Below are 18,342 nucleotides of genomic sequence, written 5' to 3'. Positions count from 1 at the left end.
AATGAGAATCACTCAGAGAATTCCCGGGCTTGTAATAGGCTTGGGAATTCTTAATTTATTTTAAAATAAGAACAGATTGTGTTACGATGAAACACAGTATGGACATAGAGGAGGCAGCGAGCGATGAGTTCGATTGATCTTATTCTTGATAAAGCGCTGCGGGGCGACCGCCTGCAACTTGAAGATACCGTAAGGCTATTCGAGAGCAATGAAATTGAAAAGATGGGTGCTGCGGCCAATATTATAATGAAACGCTGGCATCCCGATCCGCTGGCGACTTTTGTTATCGGCCGGAATATTAATTATACGAATGTATGCGATGTATATTGCCGTTTCTGTGCTTTTTACCGCAGACCGGGTTCAGAAGAAGGCTATGTGCTGCCGGATGAGACGATTTATCAAAAGATTCAGGAAACCATTGATGTGAACGGTACAGAAATCCTCATGCAGGGCGGGGTGAACCCGAATCTGCCGTTCAGCTATTATACCGACATTCTGCGCGGCATCAAACAGCGTTTCCCTGAGATTACGATGCATTCCTTCTCTCCTGCGGAGATTATGAAGATGAAGGAAGTATCCGGCCTTTCCCTGGAGGAAGTGATGCGTGAGATTCACGCTGCTGGCCTTGATTCACTGCCGGGTGGGGGCGCTGAAATCTTGGATGACCGGACTCGCCGCAAAATCAGCCGTCTTAAAGGGTCTTGGCGCGAGTGGATGGATGTTATGCAGATGGCGCATAAAGTGGGTATGAACACAACCGCTACCATGGTTATCGGGTTAGGTGAGAGCATGGAAGAGCGAGCGCTGCATCTTCTGCGTGTACGTGAAGCCCAAGATGAATGCATCGCGAATAAATATGATTCCGAAGGCTTCCTGGCATTTATCTCATGGACGTTCCAGCCGGATAATACCAATCTGAAACTGGACAGACAGACACCAGAGGAATATTTGAAGACCGTTGCGGTCAGCCGTCTGGTTCTGGATAATATCAAGAACTTCCAGTCCTCCTGGGTAACGATGGGACCTGAGGTCGGCAAGCTCTCATTACAATACGGATGCAACGATTTCGGCAGCACCATGATTGAGGAGAATGTTGTATCCTCGGCAGGCGCGACCTACAAGGTTAACATCGAATCCATCCTGCAGCTTATCCGCGAGGCTGGCAAAATCCCGGCGCAGCGCAACACACGATATGATATCCTGCGGACGTTCGACGACAAGGACGTTAAGATTGACCATGATTTCATTATGCAGAACTAATACACTTCATAGAGTGAAAAACAGGCCGGTCTCTCCCAGCAAAGGGTGAGCCGGCCTGTTATTTTGTTCAAAATCCGTATTGAAGGTAATCCGCTTCTAGTTCGCAGGTTCCCACTTGCAGCGGATTGGAGATACAATAGCATTTTCCTTTTTCAATTCGGTGAATGCTTTGTCAATGGCTTTGCGGTCCAGGCCGGAGAGCTTCTCCACTTCGCCTGCGCTGACAGGCACACCCGCGCTTTTCATGCATTCCAGTACTTCTTCCTTGACGCTCATCGCTTTTCTTCCTCCTCTCAAACTCGGGAATCTGTGATTCCCGCACGGTTATTAGTATAAAAGAATACCTGAAAGATGCAGTGATTTTTTTCGAATGTTCACGAGTTCTTCAATGTTTCACCAATTTACAATGATATCCAAAAGTGATATCATATTCATATCAAATATATATCTTATTGGAGGGTTTATGATGAAAGAGAAAACACTTCATCCGGTCAGCGGTTTCTGGGTTCTTGCTTTGTTTGCCATCCTGGTAGCTGGCGGAATTTATGGCGCTGTACAGGATTATGTCACAGTTCCAGCGATCCTGTTTGTGGCAGCATCCGTCCTTCTTACGAGTATTACCGTAGTGCAGCCCAACAAATCGGTAGTTGTTACTTTTTTCGGAAAATATATCGGTACCATCTCAACAAGCGGAATATTTGCGGTTATTCCATTCAGTGGACGCAAAACCGTTTCACTGAGAGTTCGGAACTTCAACAGTGTTAAACTTAAAGTTAATGATGTCGAAGGGAATCCGATTGAAATTGCAGCAGTGATCGTCTTCAAAGTGATTAACTCCGCTAAAGCACTGTTCGATGTCGATAAATACATGGAGTTCGTGGAGATTCAGAGTGAGACTGCGCTGCGTCATGTGGCCAGTAAATATCCATACGACAACTTCAATGAGCTTGGCATGTCCCTGCGGGCGAATGCAGACGAAATTGCTAAGGAATTGGCCGGTGAACTTCAGGACCGCCTGTCCTTATCGGGGGTGGAGGTTATTGAGGCCCGTCTGACACACCTTGCTTATTCGACGGAAATCGCCAGCACCATGCTTCAGCGGCAGCAGGCTTCCGCAATTCTGTCCGCACGCCAGATTATTGTTGAAGGTGCGGTGGGGATGGTGGATATGGCTATCCGGAAGCTGAAAGAAGATGGGGTGGTCGAACTGGATGAAGAACGCAAAGCAGCCATGATTAACAATCTCATGGTAGCCATCGTATCCGAACGTGGAGCGAGCCCGGTCATTAACGCTGGCTCGTTGTACTGAGGATGATTTATCATGGCGGCCAAGAAGAGCTTTCCGCTGCGTATTGATCCCGAGCTGCATGAGGCGCTGGAGCGCTGGGCGGGTGAGGAATTCCGCAGCGTAAACGGACATATTGAGTACTTGCTGCGCGAGTCATTGAAGCGTGCAGGCCGCTTGCCTGAAAGGAAACGCCGCGAGGATTAACCATCTATTTGCATAAACCAGGTAACACTTGGGACAGTGGGCGGCGGCTTGGCGCTAACCAATGGATGTTCTTACGACTTGACGGAAGCGAAGGACAGATTTATAATTACACGTAATTCACGTTAACAGCTTCGACAAAGACATGAATCGACATTAGGACCGTCCAGAGAGAGGAAACGATAGGCTGAAATTTCCTCCGGTATCCGGGTGATGATTTACCCCTTTGTAGCTGCGGTTTTGAACTCCCAAGGTTATGGGACAGTAAGAACCGCCGGTTCATGACCGTTATCCTCATGCTGACGAAGGATTTTGTCTCTGTGCGTCTTTACGGTGTACATGGAGGAATCGAATTTGGGTGGAACCACGGGTGCAATCACTCGTCCCTTTTGCGGGACGGGTGTTTTTTATGCGTGGATTTTACCGTTTCCGCAAAATAAAAAGCGGCGCTGGACGATAAAGCGCGACTATAAGAGGAGGAATTCTACATGGCAGTAAGTATCAAGCTTCCGGACGGATCGGTCCGGGAATACGCGGAGGGCAGCAGCATCGATGATGTAGCAGCCTCTATCAGCAGCGGACTTCGCAAGAATGCCGCAGCGGGAAAAATGAACGGGGTTGTGGTGGATCTCTCCACTCCGGTTGAGGAAGGCGCCTTGATCGAGATTGTAACCCTGGACTCTCCTGAAGGCCTGGAGGTTATGCGTCATAGTACAGCTCACCTTATGGCACAGGCTACTAGAAGATTATTCGGAGCCAAGGAGGTTAAGCTTGGCGTGGGCCCGGTTATTGAGGATGGATTTTACTACGATATGGATTTGGAGCACCCGCTGAATCCCGAGGATCTGCTGAAGATCGAGAAGGAAATGGAGCGCATTGTCTCCGAGAACCTGCCGATCGTCCGTAAAGAGGTTAGCCGCAAGGAAGCTCTGGACATTTTCGGTGAACTTGGCGATCCGTATAAGCTGGAATTAATCGAAGCTTTGCCTGAGGATAGCGTGATTTCGATTTATGAGCAGGGTGAATTCTTTGACCTGTGTCGTGGTCCGCATCTGCCATCCACTTCCAAGATCAAAATCTTCAAACTGATGAATGTTGCTGGCGCATACTGGCGCGGAGACGCAAAGAACAAAATGCTTCAGCGCGTATACGGAACTGCCTGGATCAAAAAAGCACAGCTTGACGAATATCTGCATTTCCTCGAAGAAGCGAAGAAACGCGATCACCGTAAGCTTGGCAAAGAGCTGGAGATCTTTACTTTTAACCAATTGGTGGGCCAAGGATTGCCGATCTGGCTGCCTAAAGGTGCTAAACTGCGCAGCATTCTGGAGCGGTACATTGTTGATCTGGAAGCAAGTCTTGGATATCAGCATGTATATACTCCGGTACTCGGTAACGTGGAACTGTACAAAACTTCCGGACACTGGGAGCACTATCAGGAAGATATGTTTCCTAAAATGTCCATCGACAACGAGGAATTTGTGCTTCGTCCGATGAACTGTCCGCATCATATGATGATCTACAAGAGCAGCATGCACAGCTATCGCGATCTGCCAATCCGTATTGCCGAGCTGGGTACCATGCACCGTTATGAAATGTCTGGTGCATTAACCGGTCTACACCGCGTCCGTTCCATGACCCTGAATGATTCCCATATCTTCTGCCGTCTGGATCAGATCAAAAGCGAGTTCAAACGGGTTCTGGATTTGATTAAGCAGGTATACAGTGATTTCGGCATACACGATTACCGGTTCCGCTTGTCCTATCGTGATCCGCAGGATACTGAGAAATACTTCCAGAATGATGAAATGTGGGAGACTGCACAGCGGATGCTGCGCGAGGTTGCCGAAGAAGCGGGTCTGCCGTTCTTCGAAGCAGAGGGTGAAGCAGCATTCTACGGTCCAAAGCTTGATGTTCAGATCCGTACTGCGCTCGGCAAGGAAGAGACTCTTTCCACTGTACAAATCGACTTCCTGCTTCCAGAACGCTTTGAGCTGGAATACGTAGGCGATGATGGACAGAAACACCGTCCTGTAGTATTGCACCGCGGTATTCTCGGAACAATGGAGCGATTCGTAGCCTTCCTGCTGGAGAACTTTACTGGTTCTCTGCCGCTCTGGCTGTCACCGCAGCAAGTGAAGGTAATTCCGGTTTCGTCGGCCTTCGATGATTACGCCAAGGAAATTACTGATAAACTGCTCCGCAGTGGTATCCGGGTTGAAGCGGATCTTCGCAACGAGAAGATGGGCTACAAAATCCGCGAAGCCCAGTTGGAGAAGCTTCCGTATATGTTCATAGTCGGCGAGAACGAAATGAACGCAGGCACAGTGTCGATCCGCAAACGCGGTGAAGGCGACATCGGTGCGAAACCGCTGCAAGAGGTTATTGAAGCCTTAACTGCTGATATTGCAGCGCGTGTGATCTAAACTCAACAATTCTATAGTATGAACGGCATTAGATAGCCTCTGACTTATACCCGTGAAGTGTTTTTAATAACGCTTCATGTATAAAATTTTGGGAAACGGGAAACCTTCGCTAGTAGGGGGAGGTTTAACAAATGAACAAAATTGGTATATGGCAGAGGCTTTGGTGTGTTTTCGTGACGATAACGCTGTTTCTGTCTTTACTAGGCATTTACGGGACATCGGAGAATAAGGAATATAAGGCGCTTGCGGCAGGCATGAATTCCGGCCATCAGGCAACCACTTCAACTATACCAGCACGAACATTGATATCCGGGAAAAAAGAGCAAAACCCGTTCACAAGCCGTGCAATCACGGCTTCTGGTGAGCTATGGCTGTTTCCGTCGCCGCAGCCGGCACCAGCTCCAGCAGCTCAGAAGAACAAGCCTATAACGGTGAAGACGCCGCGTCCCAGCAGCTCACCAAAACCTGCCGCAGCATCTTCGGCTAAAAAAGAGAAGCTGCCTGCGTCCATCCCGGTAATGGCACCTGAACCGGAGCAGATTATCCGTACACTGAAGGTAACAGCAACTGGGTATACCGCAGGTTATGAATCAACAGGTAAAAAGCCTAATCATCCCGAATACGGCATCACCTATTCCGGAGTCAAGGTTCGGAGGGACAAAAATTCCCTCTCGACGATTGCTGCGGATCCCAAGGTATTGCCGCTCGGCAGCATCCTTTATATACCGGACTACGGATACGCGGTAGTAGCGGATACGGGCTCAGCCATCAAAGGCCGGAAAATCGATTTGTATTTCTCCACGACGAAGCAGGTATATAAGGAGTGGGGCAAGAAAACGGTCGAGATCCAACTGATTAAGCGGGGCACCGGGAAATGTACCGAAGGAATGCTGAAGGATCTCAGTAAGGCCATTAAGACCTATAAGACCGTACCGCAATCCTTACTGGAGGATATCATTTAGCGGGCTGACGTCAGCCTTTGGGGCAATCGATATATATTTCACTTGCCCGTGTATAATATTGTCTTCCTCTTCCCATAATACGGACTGGGGCAAATGATATGCCCTCGAAGAATGGGATTGATGGGAGGTGATCTCCGTGGCCAAGAAACCAAAGGTTCAAGAAAACTATAAAACGCCAAATGAAAAATACAATGCTGAGTTTGCTGTCGAGAATGATGGTGTAACTAAGCAAAGTGGAAATACGTTTGCTAAACCGGTCCAAAAACCGCAGCAATAATGCTGCAGATATCACTGGTCAGAGAAGCGCCCCACCTTTTATAAGGTGAGGGCGTTTTTCGGCTGAACAGCCAGTTGCACGGTATTTTTAAGGAATCATACTATTTATTCCACCGGTCTCGGTCCAGGGACTGAGATGAGGTTCCTTCTCACGCCGCTGTTTCTTGTACCTTAAATCCTGTACACTAAGGACATAAGATAGCAGAAGAGACTGTAACATTACATTTAAGGAGAAATGGACATGAAGAGACGAATAACGAGCCAGATCTTCGGCGGATTAGTTCTGATCGGGATAGGCGTAATGTTTTTGCTAAGACAAATTGGATATGCGGATTTCAGTATAGGTTATGTGTTCACTACCTACTGGCCGGCTATCCTCATTATAATGGGCCTGCAGCGTTTGCTCGCGACGGAGGATTATAGCTCTAAAGGTTCCTCGTTCTTTGGTGGAATGATATTCCTGGCGATTGGCGTTTATTTTCTGGGCCGGAATCTGGAATGGTTTGATTTTTCAGCAGGGGATTTCTTCAAGCTGTTCCTTCCAGTCATGCTGATTGGCGGGGGGCTCTATGTAATCTTTAAACCGCGTCATTCAGGACCGCCAACACCACCGGTACCACCGATGCCACCGATGCCGCCTACACCGCCGTTCTATTCTTCGGATAAGGAAAATCTACATGTTCAGCCACCGAAGCCACTCGAATCTACGCTGGACGAACAGTTTGAACAGAAGTTTGGCAAGCTGCCTGGAGATCAAGAGAATTCAGCTAGTGAACCGGTAAGCGGCAGAAAGACCAATTGGGAATCCTATCTCAGCAAGGACCAGCCTGAAGAGCAGTCGTCAGAGCAGCACGGTACGCATTATACAGCGCAATCCCGCTGGCAAGAGAAGCAGGAGCGACATGAACGCAGACACCGGGAGCGGATGGAGCGGCATGCCCACAGGCATTCACACAGACATGGACGTTTTAACGATTACGAAGAAAGCGATGGTCATCGTGATTCGACGAATCGTTCTGCTTTTATCGGAGATATCCATATGGGGCGGGAGCATTTCCAGTTGAAACACACGAATCTCTCGCAGTTTATCGGGGACACGGTACTGGATCTGACTAATGCTCAAATTCCTTATGGTGAAACCAAGATTAACATTTCTGCTTTTATCGGGGATATCAAGGTTTATGTTCCGAATGACATGGATCTTGGGATCTCGGTGAACAGCAGTTCATTTATCGGGGATATGGAAATCCTGGATCAATCGCGCAGCGGATTTATGAGCAGTGTCCAATGCAAGACGCCTTACTACAAAGAAGCCGGCAAAAAAGTCCGTATTAATGTCAGTGCATTCATCGGTGATATAAAGGTTAAAACGGTGGGTTAGCATGGGGAACCTTTTTAAAAATACGAAATGGGTGCTGTTGATTTATTTCCTGCTAAGCGGTGTTGTGACGGCCGGATTGATTTATGCAGGGAGTTGCCTGGGATATATACAGGTTGTGGATTACCGGATGTGGCTGTATCTGTGCCTCGGCGTTGTCATCTTCACGATCGTGCTTGGATACATGGCAGGTCAGCGCATTCAGCGTGCGATTGATCACTTGGATCTGAACATGCTACAGGTGGCTAAAGGTAATTTGGCGGTACGCATGCCGCTCAGCGACGATCCGTCTTTTGCCCGGGTCTACCACGAGTTCAACATTATGATGGATTCGGTTGAGAAAAAGATGAAGCTGCTGCAGCGTTTGGGAGAGCAGGAGGTCATTGAGAAGGAGAAAGCTGCGGAAAGTGCTGTGCTTGAAGAACGGCGGAGAATGGCCCGCGATCTTCATGATACGGTAAGCCAGCAGCTTTTCGCTATCCATATGTCGGCCTCCTCGCTGCCCAAGGTGCTAGAGCGTAATGCGGAGCATGGACAAGTTGTCATGGAACAGCTGATTTCGATGTCACAGATGGCCCAGAAGCAGATGAGAGCTTTGATTGCGCAGCTACGTCCGGTGGAGCTGGAGGGCAGGAATCTTTTTGAAGCACTCGAGAAGTGGTTCCCTGATTATTGCCGCCAGAATGGCCTGAAGGGCATGAAGGAGATGGAACTGAAGGGTGAGCTGTCAGAGGCGATCGAACACCAGCTGTTCCTGATCATACAAGAAGCGATGGCGAATATAGTGAAGCATGCGGGAGCGAGGATCGTATCTCTTTCGCTGCGCGAAGGGTCAAGGCAGGTTGTGCTGAGCATCAGCGATGACGGACAAGGGTTCGAGCTGATGCAGAATAAGCATGGCTCCTATGGCCTTATTACAATGAGAGAACGTGCGGAGAAGCTGGGCGGACAGGTGGAGATCATCAGCCGAAAAGGTGCCGGAACAACCATTCGCGTACATATTCCCAAGTTCGTGGAGAACGGGAAATCCGTGGACGCAGGGACGAAAGTTACAGAAACGGAAGTAACAGAAACGGAGATTGACGGGGAAGAGGAGGCAGAATAAATGAGTATAATTAAAATACTGCTGGTGGACGATCATGATATGGTCCGGATGGGTCTCAAAACATACTTAATGCTCGAACCTACTTTTGAAGTGATTGGGGAAGCCTCCAATGGTCAGAACGCACTTGAAATGCTGCGCGCCGGCTGGGAGGATGGGATGCCTGATCTTGTACTTATGGACTTGATGATGCCGGTGATGAACGGCGTGGAGACGACAAGAGCGGTACTAAAGGAATTCCCGATTCTGAAGATCGTTATCCTGACCAGCTTCCTTGAAGATGACCTCGTGGTCGATGCTATTGAAGCCGGAGCCGTCAGTTATGTGCTGAAGACCGTATCGGCGGAGGAACTTATCTATGCGCTGCAAGGCGCGTATCGCGGAATGCCGGTCATGACGGGTGATGTGTCTCAGGCGCTGACCCGCGGAATCCGTCAACGGACGGTTCAGGGTGACTCCTCAGGACTGACCGAGCGTGAGAAAGAGGTGCTGCTGCTCATCGCCGAGGGCAAGACCAACAAGGATATCGGAGAAGAGCTGCACATCAGCATCAAGACCGTGAAGACGCATGTCAGCAACCTTTTGATGAAATGCGAGCTGGACGACCGTACCCAACTGGCGATCTATGCCCACCGTAAAGGCTGGGTGCAAGGTTAATGTGTTAACTGCGATATTAATTGCATGCACCTTAAACAGCTTTGTTAATACGCCCCCCAGTAGCCATTGTGCCGGGGTGGCGTATTTTTATTTGTGTAGCCGCTACGCTGTTATCTGTCTCGCGAATAACTGTATGTTCTGACCGTGCTCGTCCGATCGTGCAAATATCGGAAAAAAGTATGAAAGTGTAGTTGAATCAAGCAGCATGGATGGAATGTCGGAAATAAGGTGTAAAAGTGCAGTTAATTATCCACTCAGAGCTGAAGGAAGACCTGTCTTCCCTTGAGCCGCGAGTTTATAGAGCTTGCCCGGCGTGCTACAAACACGCTCGGACAGGCTTTTTTGAGTTGAGCTATAAAGGGGAGGGGGTTCGGGGCGGAAAGTTTACGGCCGCCTTTGAAATCGTGTTCCACCCGCAGGGTCAATTCAGGGAACACGATTTCAACAGCGGTGGAGCCCGAACCCCCGGACCGCTCAACAGCATTCTATCTTATTCACCTACTTTTTATCTAAGCTTAAATTGTTTTTAAGGTGACCTTAAGGTTTAAAGTACAAAATAAAGACAAGAAAACAAATCATCCCTTGTCAGGCAGACAGGGTGCAGGAGGTATGAAGAACATGGACGACAGCAAAAACAGATTCACTCGGGATAACGAACAGACACCGGATCGGGATTGGAACAGCAACGCAAATGACAGTCAACATGGCAGTGGTCAATCTTCCGAATCAGGCTCATCATACTACTATTCTTATGGACCATTTAAATCTTTTAATAGTGAAGAAACCGAAGGGCCTCAAGGTTATAACCGCCGGGAACCGGAACGTGTGGAGATTACGCCTCCTCAGCCGGTGAAGCCGATTCCCTACAGTACAGCGATTCGTACCACAGGTTATGATGGCAATGGCGGTGGACGTAATGGCAACGGCGGGAACGGCTCGGATGGGAACGGCGGATGGCAGTATAACCGTAAGCCTAAAAGTTCCTTCAAGACCGTGCTGATCTCATTCCTCGCCGGGATGATCGTTTTGTCGGGATCGATGTTCGCAGCCGACCGGGGCAATTGGTTCACTTCTGAGACTGCAGACAGCCCGGCGATATCGGCTGCAGCCAAGACTGCCAATGAAAGTGCAAATGTAACGCCATCCGCGAGTACAACTTCACTGGTAACCGGTTCCGGCGATGTATCGAGTGTAGTAGACGGTGTGGGGCCGGCTGTTGTCAAAATCGAGACATTGGTTGACTCGAACTCACGGGGACAATCGAATCCGAATCTAAGTGATCCATTCTCCCAATTCTTTTTCGGTGACCAGTTCGGCGGAAGTGGTTCAGAGCAGACTGAGCCGGAGACCAAGTCTCCTTCCAATTCGGATAAGCAGCTTGTGCCTTACGGAATCGGAACAGGTTTCATCTATGATAAAGCTGGATATATATTGACCAACCAACACGTTGTTAATGGTGCGGATGTGATACAGGTTACGGTGGAGGGCAGCACCAAGCCATATGAAGCGAAACTGCTGGGTTCCAGCAAAGACCTCGATTTGGCTGTACTGAAGATTGAAGGAGACAATAACTTCCCGGTAGTGTCACTGGGTGATTCAGATAGTCTGAAGGTTGGCTCGGAAGTCATTGCGATCGGGAATCCGCAGGGCTTTGACCATACCGTAACAGCGGGTGTACTAAGTGCCAAAGGACGCAGCATCGATATTAATGAAGAAGACGGCAGCGGAACTCGCAATTATAAAAACCTACTGCAAACCGATGCTTCCATTAACCCTGGTAACTCCGGCGGCCCTCTGCTGAACATGAATGGTCAGGTTATCGGTATGAATGTAGCTGTAAGTACCGATTCACAAGGGATTGGCTTCGCAATCGCTGTGAATACGATTAAAGAAGTTGTTGAGAAGCTTGAGGCAAACCAGGAGATTCCGAAAGAACCGGTTCCATTCATTGGCGCATCCCTTATGACGATTACAGACGAGGTTGCCAAGCAAATGGGCACCGATATTAAAGAAGGTTCTGTGGTGGCCGAGATCATCTATAAATCTCCTGCGTATGTAGCCGATCTGCGCCCCTATGATATCATTACAGGAATTAACGGTACGAAATATGCAACCAGCCAGGATTTGATCGATTTCATCAAAACACTTAAGATCGGCGATAAGGCAACACTTAACGTAGTCCGCAATGGCAAAACACTGGATCTTCCTGTTACCATCGGCAACCGGAACGATTTTGATACAAGCCAAACTCAGCAGCAATAAACAAGGCGGCAGCAAACTCCGATGCGGAAGGGGCAACCCTTCCGTTTTTGGTGCATGCGGATGATAATCGCTGATTTCACTGGTACAATAGAGATAACTTAAATAGGACAATGGGGGCTGCTTGATGCGACCAAATATACTAATTATTGATGATGATGAAAAAATAATCTCCATGCTTCGACGCGGCCTGGCTTTTGAAGGTTACGACGTCAAAACAGCGGCTAACGGAGCGGATGGACTACGTGCAGTTATCAGCGGCGATCCGGATGTGGTTATCCTCGATGTGATGATGCCTCAGGTAGACGGGTTCGAGGTCTGCCGGCGGCTGCGTGAAGGCGGAAGCAATGTGCCTGTGCTGATGCTCACGGCTAAAGACGAGGTAGAGCACCGGGTAAAAGGTCTCGACATGGGGGCGGACGATTATCTGGTGAAGCCGTTCGCACTAGAAGAATTGCTCGCACGTGTGCGGGCATTGCTCCGCCGAAAAAATGAACAGAGCGGAAGTCACGATCAATCCGTTTCCTTTGAGGATATTACGTTAGATGTAGATTCGCGTGAGGTCACCCGCCAGGGCAAACGGCTGGAGCTGACTGCCAAGGAGTTTGAGCTGCTTCATTTGTTCATGCAGAATCCGAAAAGAGTGCTGTCCCGCGATCTCATTATGGACAAAATATGGGGTTACGATTATAGCGGAGAATCCAATGTGCTTGAGGTCTATATCGCCATGCTTCGCCAAAAAACGGAGGAACATGGAGGTAAACGGCTGATTCAGACGATCCGGGGAGCCGGATATATTTTAAGAGGAGATAATTAATATGTCCATACGATTGCGGCTGACCGCGTGGTACTCAGGAATTGTGGCCGTTATGCTGCTGGCCTTATCAGCCGCGATTTACGGTTTTGTATACATTAATACGTATGGGGATTTAAAAGACCGCGTACAAACACAGGCAGAACAGCTTCAATTGGTTCCACGTTGGGGATATGACGGAACGTTGCAGAGTGTATCCATGAATTTCTCTCAGGCCAGCCGCTTGGAAGAAGCGAATTATGTAGCACAAACTCACATTTATGATAGTGGGATTACACAGAAGACAGATAATATGATAAATTCAGATATTACCTTCGATGTACCAGAGTTGAAAAATCTGGAGGAGTCTAAGGGATTTGTACAAACAAACGTAGGCGGATATCATTTCATGATTTATCAGATTCCACTCTATAACCTGGATAAACAACCAGTAGCTGTTCTGCAGGTGGCGGCACCTACCAGTCAGGAAGATATGCTGATGGAGAGGCTGAAAAACATCCTTTTGGTGGGTTCCTTCGCAACGCTTATGGCTGCTTTTACCTTTGGCCTGTTCCTGGCGCGGAAATCTATGAGTCCAATCGGTAATATTATTGAGGCGGCAAACGGGATCCAGACAGGGACAGACCTGAGCTCCCGGATCGAATATGATGGGCCGCCGGATGAGATTGGACGGTTGATTGAAACGGTGAACAGCATGCTCGGGCGGATGGAGGGCTTTTACAAGGAGCTTGAAGATTCGTATGCGGCCCAGCGCCGTTTCGTATCGGATGCTTCCCACGAGCTTCGGACGCCGCTAACAACGATCCGCGGGAATATCGACCTGCTGCAAAAGGTGTGGGAGCTTGAGCCGGGGCAGAACCCTGTGCTGGACGATGCCGCCATCCGTCAAATGTCCTTAGAGTCTGTACGTGATATCGCGGACGAAGCTAAACGAATGAGCAGGCTGGTGGCCGACATGTTGTCCCTAGCCCGTGCAGATACCGGACGCACCTTTGACAAGGAACCGGTGGCTTTGGAGCCGCTGATGACAGAAGTAGCAAGACGCGCTTCATTCCTGCCGCATCAGGCGGAGTGGATTGTGGGCGATATGTCGCATATGAACGGCAAATATATCGTCGGCAATAAGGATTATCTGCAGCAGATGTTGTTTATTTTCATCGATAACGCTTTTAAATACACGCCTTCGGGCGAGGTTTCCCTGAATGCGGTATTTTATCAGAGCCAGGTGGGTATCCGTATTTCCGATACAGGCATTGGTATGGACAAAGACGAGGTTCCTCATATCTTCGACCGGTTCTACCGGGCAGATGAGTCGCGTGGCATTACGGAAGGAATCGGTCTAGGATTGTCGATAGCCAAATGGATTATTGATGAACATGGAGGTTCTGTTGAGGTGCTTACCCGTCAGGGTGAGGGTACGACTTTTGTCATCTGGCTGCCGCTTCTCTTTGCTCCGCCGCTCGAGTAGGGTATAATTAGACGAATTCTATTATTCCAAACTTAGAAATGCAGAAAGTGGGTGAAGTCATGGAAGTCATCAAAATTTCTCCCCGGGGATATTGCTACGGAGTCGTCGATGCCATGGTTATGGCCAGACAGGCGGCCCAGAATCTTGATTTGCCCCGGCCGATTTATATATTGGGCATGATTGTCCATAACAGCCACGTCACTAATTCTTTTGAAGACGATGGCATCATTACCTTGGATGGTCACAACCGTCTGGATATTCTGGATAAAGTGGACAGCGGAACTGTTATTTTTACCGCCCACGGCGTGTCACCGGAAGTCCGTAAGCTGGCCCGGCAGAAGGGTCTGACTACAGTGGATGCCACTTGTCCGGATGTAACCAAGACGCATGATCTCATCAAAGAGAAGGTTGAAGAAGGCTGCGAGATTATTTATATCGGCAAAAAAGGCCATCCTGAGCCTGAGGGTGCTGTTGGCATTGCTCCTGAGCATGTACATCTGATTGAGAAGGAAGAGGAGATCAGCACGCTGTCGATCCATTCATCCCGGATTGTTATTACCAATCAGACGACGATGAGCCAATGGGATATTAAGCATATCATGAAAAAATTGCTGGAGACCTATCCGGGAGCTGAAGTGCATAATGAAATCTGCATGGCGACTCAGGTGCGGCAGGAGGCTGTAGCTGAGCAGGCGGGGCAGACTGACCTGGTCATTGTAGTTGGCGATCCGCGCAGCAACAACTCCAATCGTCTGGCGCAGGTGTCAGAAGAGATTGCAGGCGTACCCGCTCACCGCATAGCCGATGTGTCAGAGCTGAAGATCGAATGGCTGCAAGGGGTTACCAAGGTTGGTGTGACGTCGGGCGCATCCACACCTACCCCGATTACGAAGGAAGTTATCGCTTATCTGGAGCAATATGATCCAGCGCTGCCAGAGACATGGGAAATCAAACGTACGGTTAACATGTCTAAATTACTTCCCCCGGTCAAAAGCAAGGTGAAATCCGAGAGCACTTTATAATTTGCATCGATTTGAACAAGAGAGCACTTTCACCCCCTATACCGGGAGGTGAGAGTGCTTTTTAGATGTTGCGTTAGGCCGTTTGTCGATAAAATGCAGCTCCGAAACAGTGTTTCGGTAGCTGGATGCGTGCGCTAGCCAGGACATTTCCGGTTGACTAAAAGGAAGTTTTGCGGTAAAATTACTTTAGTGATTAAAAGCGTAGAAGCTTAAAAGCGTTTTAGTGAAATAGCAAAAGCTATAATTAATCTCAACAAATCATACAGTATAGAGAGGCAGGAATTAAATATGATCGTTGTTACATCTAACCAATTACCGGAGGAACGTGTACAGGAGATTATCTCCGTTATTGAAAGAGAAGGGTTGCAGGTGCATCTGTCCCGCGGGGCAGACCATACAGTTATCGGATTAGTAGGAAGCGTTCCTCCCCAGCTTGCCGAGCATTTGCGCCAAATGAAGGGTGTAGAGAATGTCGTTAAGATTTCTAAATCCTATAAGCTGGCAAGCCGTGACTTCCACCCGGAGGATACGATCATTGATATTCGCGGCGTCAAGATCGGCGGAGAGAATCTTGTCATTATGGGAGGTCCTTGCGCTGTTGAATCGCCGGAGCAAATCGATGACATCGCACGGCTGGTCAAAGCTTCAGGAGCGCAGGTACTGCGTGGCGGCGCATTTAAGCCCCGCACCGGACCTTACAGCTTCCAAGGCGTGGGGGTAGAGGGTCTGACAATGATGGCGGAAGCTGGAAAACGTCACGGGTTACTTACCATTACTGAGGTTATGACACCGGAATACGTAGATATTTGTGCTGAACACGCGGATATTTTACAGGTGGGCACGCGTAATATGCAGAACTTTGATCTGCTGCGTAAGCTTGGAACCTGTGGCCGGCCGGTGCTGCTGAAGCGCGGTTTCAGTGCAACCTATGACGAACTGCTGAATGCTGCAGAGTACATCTTGGCAGGCGGCAACCGTGATGTCATGCTCTGCGAACGCGGAATCCGTACTTTTGAGACCTACACCCGTAATACACTTGATCTTTCGGCAATCCCTGTACTTCAAAGCTTGAGTCATCTTCCTGTTATTTCTGATCCGAGTCACGGGACTGGACGCCGGGAGCTGGTAGCTCCGATGTCGAAAGCTTCGGTAGCCGCAGGCGCCAACGGTCTCATTATTGAAATGCATACCGATCCAGACAACTCCATGACAGGTGATGGAGTGCAATCGCTGTTCCCGGATCAATTCGATGCTTTATTGCGGGATCTGGAGAAGCTCGCGCCGCTTGTCGGCCGTAAATTCTCTTCATTTGAGCAGGCGGTACCTACTGCCTAAACGACGTTTTCCATTAAATTCAATGCCTCTTCATCCGAAAGCAAACGGGTGGAGAGGATTATTTTTGCTGTCATACAGGGACATTACGAAAGTAAATCAGAGCTTGACTGAGAAATTCACCAAAGCGTCAGAATATCTCACATTGAAGCAAGAAATACCTTACATAAGGATTGACGATGTCAGGTTTGGGATTTATAATGACGACAGCAAAAACATTACAAAACAAGAACATTGCATACTGTGAACGGCCTAAATGTTCAGAACCTGGGGAGGAAAAATTCATGTCGGTTGAAAAAGTGTTGCAAACGATTAAGGAAAACAATATTGAGTGGGTGGATTTTCGTTTTGTTGATTTGGCGGGTCGTGCCCACCATATCTCCGTACCGGCTACTGAAGTAGAAGATGAAACTTTTGTAAATGGTGTAGCTTTTGACGGTTCCTCCATTGCAGGGTTCCGCGGTATTGAAGAATCCGACATGGTTATGATGCCGGATCCAAGTTCTACATATATTGATCCTTTTACGGCTCACCCAACGCTTAATATCATGTGTGATATCTTCACTCCAGACGGCGAACGTTATGAGCGCGACCCGCGCGGTATTGCAGTAAAAGCTGAAGAGTTCCTGCAAACAAGCGGTGTAGGTACAGCAGCATTCTTCGCTCCTGAGTCCGAGTTCTTCATTTTTGACGATGTACGTTATGAGAGCGGCATGAACAGCTCCTTCTACTCCGTTGATTCCGAAGAGGCTGTATGGAACACTGGACGCAAAGAAGAAGGCGGCAACCTTGGCTTTAAAGTAGGCGTTAAAGGCGGTTACGTGCCGGTAGCACCAGTGGATTCCCAACAGGATATCCGCAGTGAAATGTGCCGTTTGCTTGGTGAAGCAGGACTGCGCGTAGAGCGTCATCACCACGAAGTAGCTACTGCAGGACAAGCGGAGATCAACTTCCGTTTTGATACCCTGAAGAAAACAGCTGACAACCTTCTGACTTATAAATATATTGTGCATAACACTGCACGCCAATATGGCAAGGTAGCAACCTTTATGCCAAAACCATTGTTCGGAGATAACGGTAGCGGCATGCACGTTCACCAATCGATCTTCAATGGCGATTCTCCTTTGTTCTACGAAAAAGGCGCATATGCTAACCTGAGCGAAATGGCTCTGCACTACATCGGCGGTATCCTGTATCATGCACCAGCATTGATCGCGCTGACAAACCCAAGTACCAACTCTTTCAAACGTCTGGTTCCTGGATATGAAGCTCCAGTTAACCTTGTATACTCCAAAGGTAACCGTTCTGCTGCAGTTCGTATCCCTGTAGCTGCTGTAACACCTAAGGGCTGTCGCATCGAGTTCCGTACTCCGGACTCCACAGCTAACCCTTACCTGGCATTCTCCGCAATGCTGATGGCTGGTCTGGATGGAATTAAGAAGAAGATCAACCCTGAAGAAATGGGTTACGGTCCACTCGACAAAAACATCTATGAACTATCCGATGCAGACAAAGAGAAAATCCGCAGCGTTCCAGGCAGCTTGAACGAAGCGCTTGACGCTTTGGAAGCTGACTATGAGTTCCTGACAGAAGGCGGCGTATTCACTAAAGACTTCATCGATAACTACATCAGCTTGAAACGTTCCGAAGCTGAAGCAGTTGCCATCCGTATTCATCCGCATGAATACTCCCTGTACTTCGACGTATAGGATTCTAAAAATTTGCTCAGTTACACAGTCAAACCCTTGGGAGAAATCCCAAGGGTTTTTTAATACAAAAAGCCGGAAATGCTTCATATCTAAACAAATACATTACATGAGATGTCACATACCGATGAGGGTTTTTGCACCCTGAACCTTGCAAAATGCACCCGCACCTGCACCCGCACCCGCACCCG

At 48.7% G+C, this 18,342-nt stretch carries 16 protein-coding genes; 15 read left to right on the top strand and 1 reads right to left on the bottom strand.

What is annotated here, in order from left to right:
- Positions 1 to 123: 123 nt before the first annotated feature.
- Positions 124 to 1,260: a cyclic dehypoxanthinyl futalosine synthase gene (mqnC, locus tag ACAN55_RS12930; protein ID WP_379133092.1), complete on the top strand. Its 1,137-nt coding sequence runs from the start codon at positions 124 to 126 to the stop codon at positions 1,258 to 1,260.
- A gap of 96 nt (positions 1,261 to 1,356) precedes the next feature.
- Here the strand turns inward: mqnC and ACAN55_RS12925 are convergent, their stop codons facing one another.
- The gene (locus tag ACAN55_RS12925) at positions 1,357 to 1,536 is read right to left on the bottom strand and encodes a transcriptional regulator (protein WP_379133089.1); all 180 of its coding nucleotides are present in this window, start codon (positions 1,534 to 1,536) and stop codon (positions 1,357 to 1,359) included.
- Positions 1,537 to 1,726: 190 nt separating this feature from the next.
- Here ACAN55_RS12925 and ACAN55_RS12920 point away from each other — a divergent pair, with 190 nt between their 5' ends.
- The 14 genes from ACAN55_RS12920 (at position 1,727) to glnA (ending at position 18,154) form a co-directional block, all read left to right on the top strand.
- Positions 1,727 to 2,569, top strand: a complete 843-nt coding sequence (locus ACAN55_RS12920) for an SPFH domain-containing protein (protein WP_379133086.1) — start codon at positions 1,727 to 1,729, stop codon at positions 2,567 to 2,569.
- Between the two features lie 12 nt (positions 2,570 to 2,581).
- Positions 2,582 to 2,752, top strand: a complete 171-nt coding sequence (locus ACAN55_RS12915) for a type II toxin-antitoxin system antitoxin (RefSeq protein WP_379133083.1) — start codon at positions 2,582 to 2,584, stop codon at positions 2,750 to 2,752.
- A 485-nt stretch (positions 2,753 to 3,237) separates the two neighbouring features.
- Positions 3,238 to 5,175: a threonine--tRNA ligase gene (gene thrS, locus ACAN55_RS12910; protein ID WP_379133080.1), complete on the top strand. Its 1,938-nt coding sequence runs from the start codon at positions 3,238 to 3,240 to the stop codon at positions 5,173 to 5,175.
- Positions 5,176 to 5,600: 425 nt separating this feature from the next.
- Positions 5,601 to 6,137: a 3D domain-containing protein gene (locus ACAN55_RS12905; protein ID WP_379133293.1), complete on the top strand. Its 537-nt coding sequence runs from the start codon at positions 5,601 to 5,603 to the stop codon at positions 6,135 to 6,137.
- A 136-nt stretch (positions 6,138 to 6,273) separates the two neighbouring features.
- Positions 6,274 to 6,414, top strand: coding sequence for a hypothetical protein (locus ACAN55_RS12900; protein ID WP_379133077.1), 141 nt, complete (start codon positions 6,274 to 6,276; stop codon positions 6,412 to 6,414).
- A gap of 240 nt (positions 6,415 to 6,654) precedes the next feature.
- Complete coding sequence (gene liaF, locus ACAN55_RS12895) at positions 6,655 to 7,794, top strand: cell wall-active antibiotics response protein LiaF (RefSeq protein ID WP_379133074.1); 1,140 nt, start codon at positions 6,655 to 6,657, stop codon at positions 7,792 to 7,794.
- Position 7,795: 1 nt separating this feature from the next.
- Positions 7,796 to 8,896 carry a HAMP domain-containing sensor histidine kinase gene (locus ACAN55_RS12890; protein WP_379133071.1) on the top strand — a complete coding sequence of 367 codons (1,101 nt, stop codon included), beginning with the start codon at positions 7,796 to 7,798 and terminating at the stop codon, positions 8,894 to 8,896.
- A complete protein-coding gene (locus tag ACAN55_RS12885) occupies positions 8,897 to 9,550 on the top strand; it encodes a response regulator (RefSeq protein ID WP_379133068.1) in 654 nt (217 codons plus the stop codon).
- A 618-nt stretch (positions 9,551 to 10,168) separates the two neighbouring features.
- Entirely contained in the window at positions 10,169 to 11,812 is a 1,644-nt protein-coding gene (locus ACAN55_RS12880; protein WP_379133066.1) for a S1C family serine protease, read from the top strand.
- A gap of 124 nt (positions 11,813 to 11,936) precedes the next feature.
- A complete protein-coding gene (locus ACAN55_RS12875; protein WP_379133062.1) occupies positions 11,937 to 12,626 on the top strand; it encodes a response regulator transcription factor in 690 nt (229 codons plus the stop codon).
- Between the two features lies 1 nt (position 12,627).
- Complete coding sequence (locus tag ACAN55_RS12870) at positions 12,628 to 14,091, top strand: sensor histidine kinase (protein ID WP_379133060.1); 1,464 nt, start codon at positions 12,628 to 12,630, stop codon at positions 14,089 to 14,091.
- Positions 14,092 to 14,150: 59 nt separating this feature from the next.
- Complete coding sequence (locus tag ACAN55_RS12865; protein ID WP_379133291.1) at positions 14,151 to 15,113, top strand: 4-hydroxy-3-methylbut-2-enyl diphosphate reductase; 963 nt, start codon at positions 14,151 to 14,153, stop codon at positions 15,111 to 15,113.
- A gap of 288 nt (positions 15,114 to 15,401) precedes the next feature.
- Complete coding sequence (aroF, locus tag ACAN55_RS12860) at positions 15,402 to 16,448, top strand: 3-deoxy-7-phosphoheptulonate synthase (RefSeq protein ID WP_379133057.1); 1,047 nt, start codon at positions 15,402 to 15,404, stop codon at positions 16,446 to 16,448.
- 281 nt (positions 16,449 to 16,729) lie between these two features.
- Positions 16,730 to 18,154 carry a type I glutamate--ammonia ligase gene (glnA, locus tag ACAN55_RS12855; protein WP_379133054.1) on the top strand — a complete coding sequence of 475 codons (1,425 nt, stop codon included), beginning with the start codon at positions 16,730 to 16,732 and terminating at the stop codon, positions 18,152 to 18,154.
- The last annotated feature ends 188 nt before the right edge of the window (positions 18,155 to 18,342 follow it).

It is taken from the genome of Paenibacillus oryziterrae (genome assembly GCF_042610485.1).
In the GTDB taxonomy this organism is placed as follows: domain Bacteria; phylum Bacillota; class Bacilli; order Paenibacillales; family Paenibacillaceae; genus Paenibacillus_AQ.
The sequence above is the reverse complement of the archived record's forward strand: the minus strand, read 5'-3'. Positions and strand labels throughout refer to the sequence as shown.

Excerpts from the sequence above, each read along its gene's own strand:
- mqnC (WP_379133092.1), top strand. The coding sequence starts at position 124 with ATGAGTTCGATTGATCTTATTCTTGATAAAGCGCTGCGGGGCGACCGC.
- ACAN55_RS12925 (WP_379133089.1), bottom strand. The coding sequence starts at position 1,536 with ATGAGCGTCAAGGAAGAAGTACTGGAATGCATGAAAAGCGCGGGTGTG.
- ACAN55_RS12920 (WP_379133086.1), top strand. The coding sequence starts at position 1,727 with ATGAAAGAGAAAACACTTCATCCGGTCAGCGGTTTCTGGGTTCTTGCT.
- ACAN55_RS12915 (WP_379133083.1), top strand. The coding sequence starts at position 2,582 with ATGGCGGCCAAGAAGAGCTTTCCGCTGCGTATTGATCCCGAGCTGCAT.
- thrS (WP_379133080.1), top strand. The coding sequence starts at position 3,238 with ATGGCAGTAAGTATCAAGCTTCCGGACGGATCGGTCCGGGAATACGCG.
- liaF (WP_379133074.1), top strand. The coding sequence starts at position 6,655 with ATGAAGAGACGAATAACGAGCCAGATCTTCGGCGGATTAGTTCTGATC.
- ACAN55_RS12890 (WP_379133071.1), top strand. The coding sequence starts at position 7,796 with ATGGGGAACCTTTTTAAAAATACGAAATGGGTGCTGTTGATTTATTTC.
- ACAN55_RS12885 (WP_379133068.1), top strand. The coding sequence starts at position 8,897 with ATGAGTATAATTAAAATACTGCTGGTGGACGATCATGATATGGTCCGG.
- ACAN55_RS12880 (WP_379133066.1), top strand. The coding sequence starts at position 10,169 with ATGGACGACAGCAAAAACAGATTCACTCGGGATAACGAACAGACACCG.
- ACAN55_RS12875 (WP_379133062.1), top strand. The coding sequence starts at position 11,937 with ATGCGACCAAATATACTAATTATTGATGATGATGAAAAAATAATCTCC.
- ACAN55_RS12870 (WP_379133060.1), top strand. The coding sequence starts at position 12,628 with ATGTCCATACGATTGCGGCTGACCGCGTGGTACTCAGGAATTGTGGCC.
- ACAN55_RS12865 (WP_379133291.1), top strand. The coding sequence starts at position 14,151 with ATGGAAGTCATCAAAATTTCTCCCCGGGGATATTGCTACGGAGTCGTC.
- aroF (WP_379133057.1), top strand. The coding sequence starts at position 15,402 with ATGATCGTTGTTACATCTAACCAATTACCGGAGGAACGTGTACAGGAG.
- glnA (WP_379133054.1), top strand. The coding sequence starts at position 16,730 with ATGTCGGTTGAAAAAGTGTTGCAAACGATTAAGGAAAACAATATTGAG.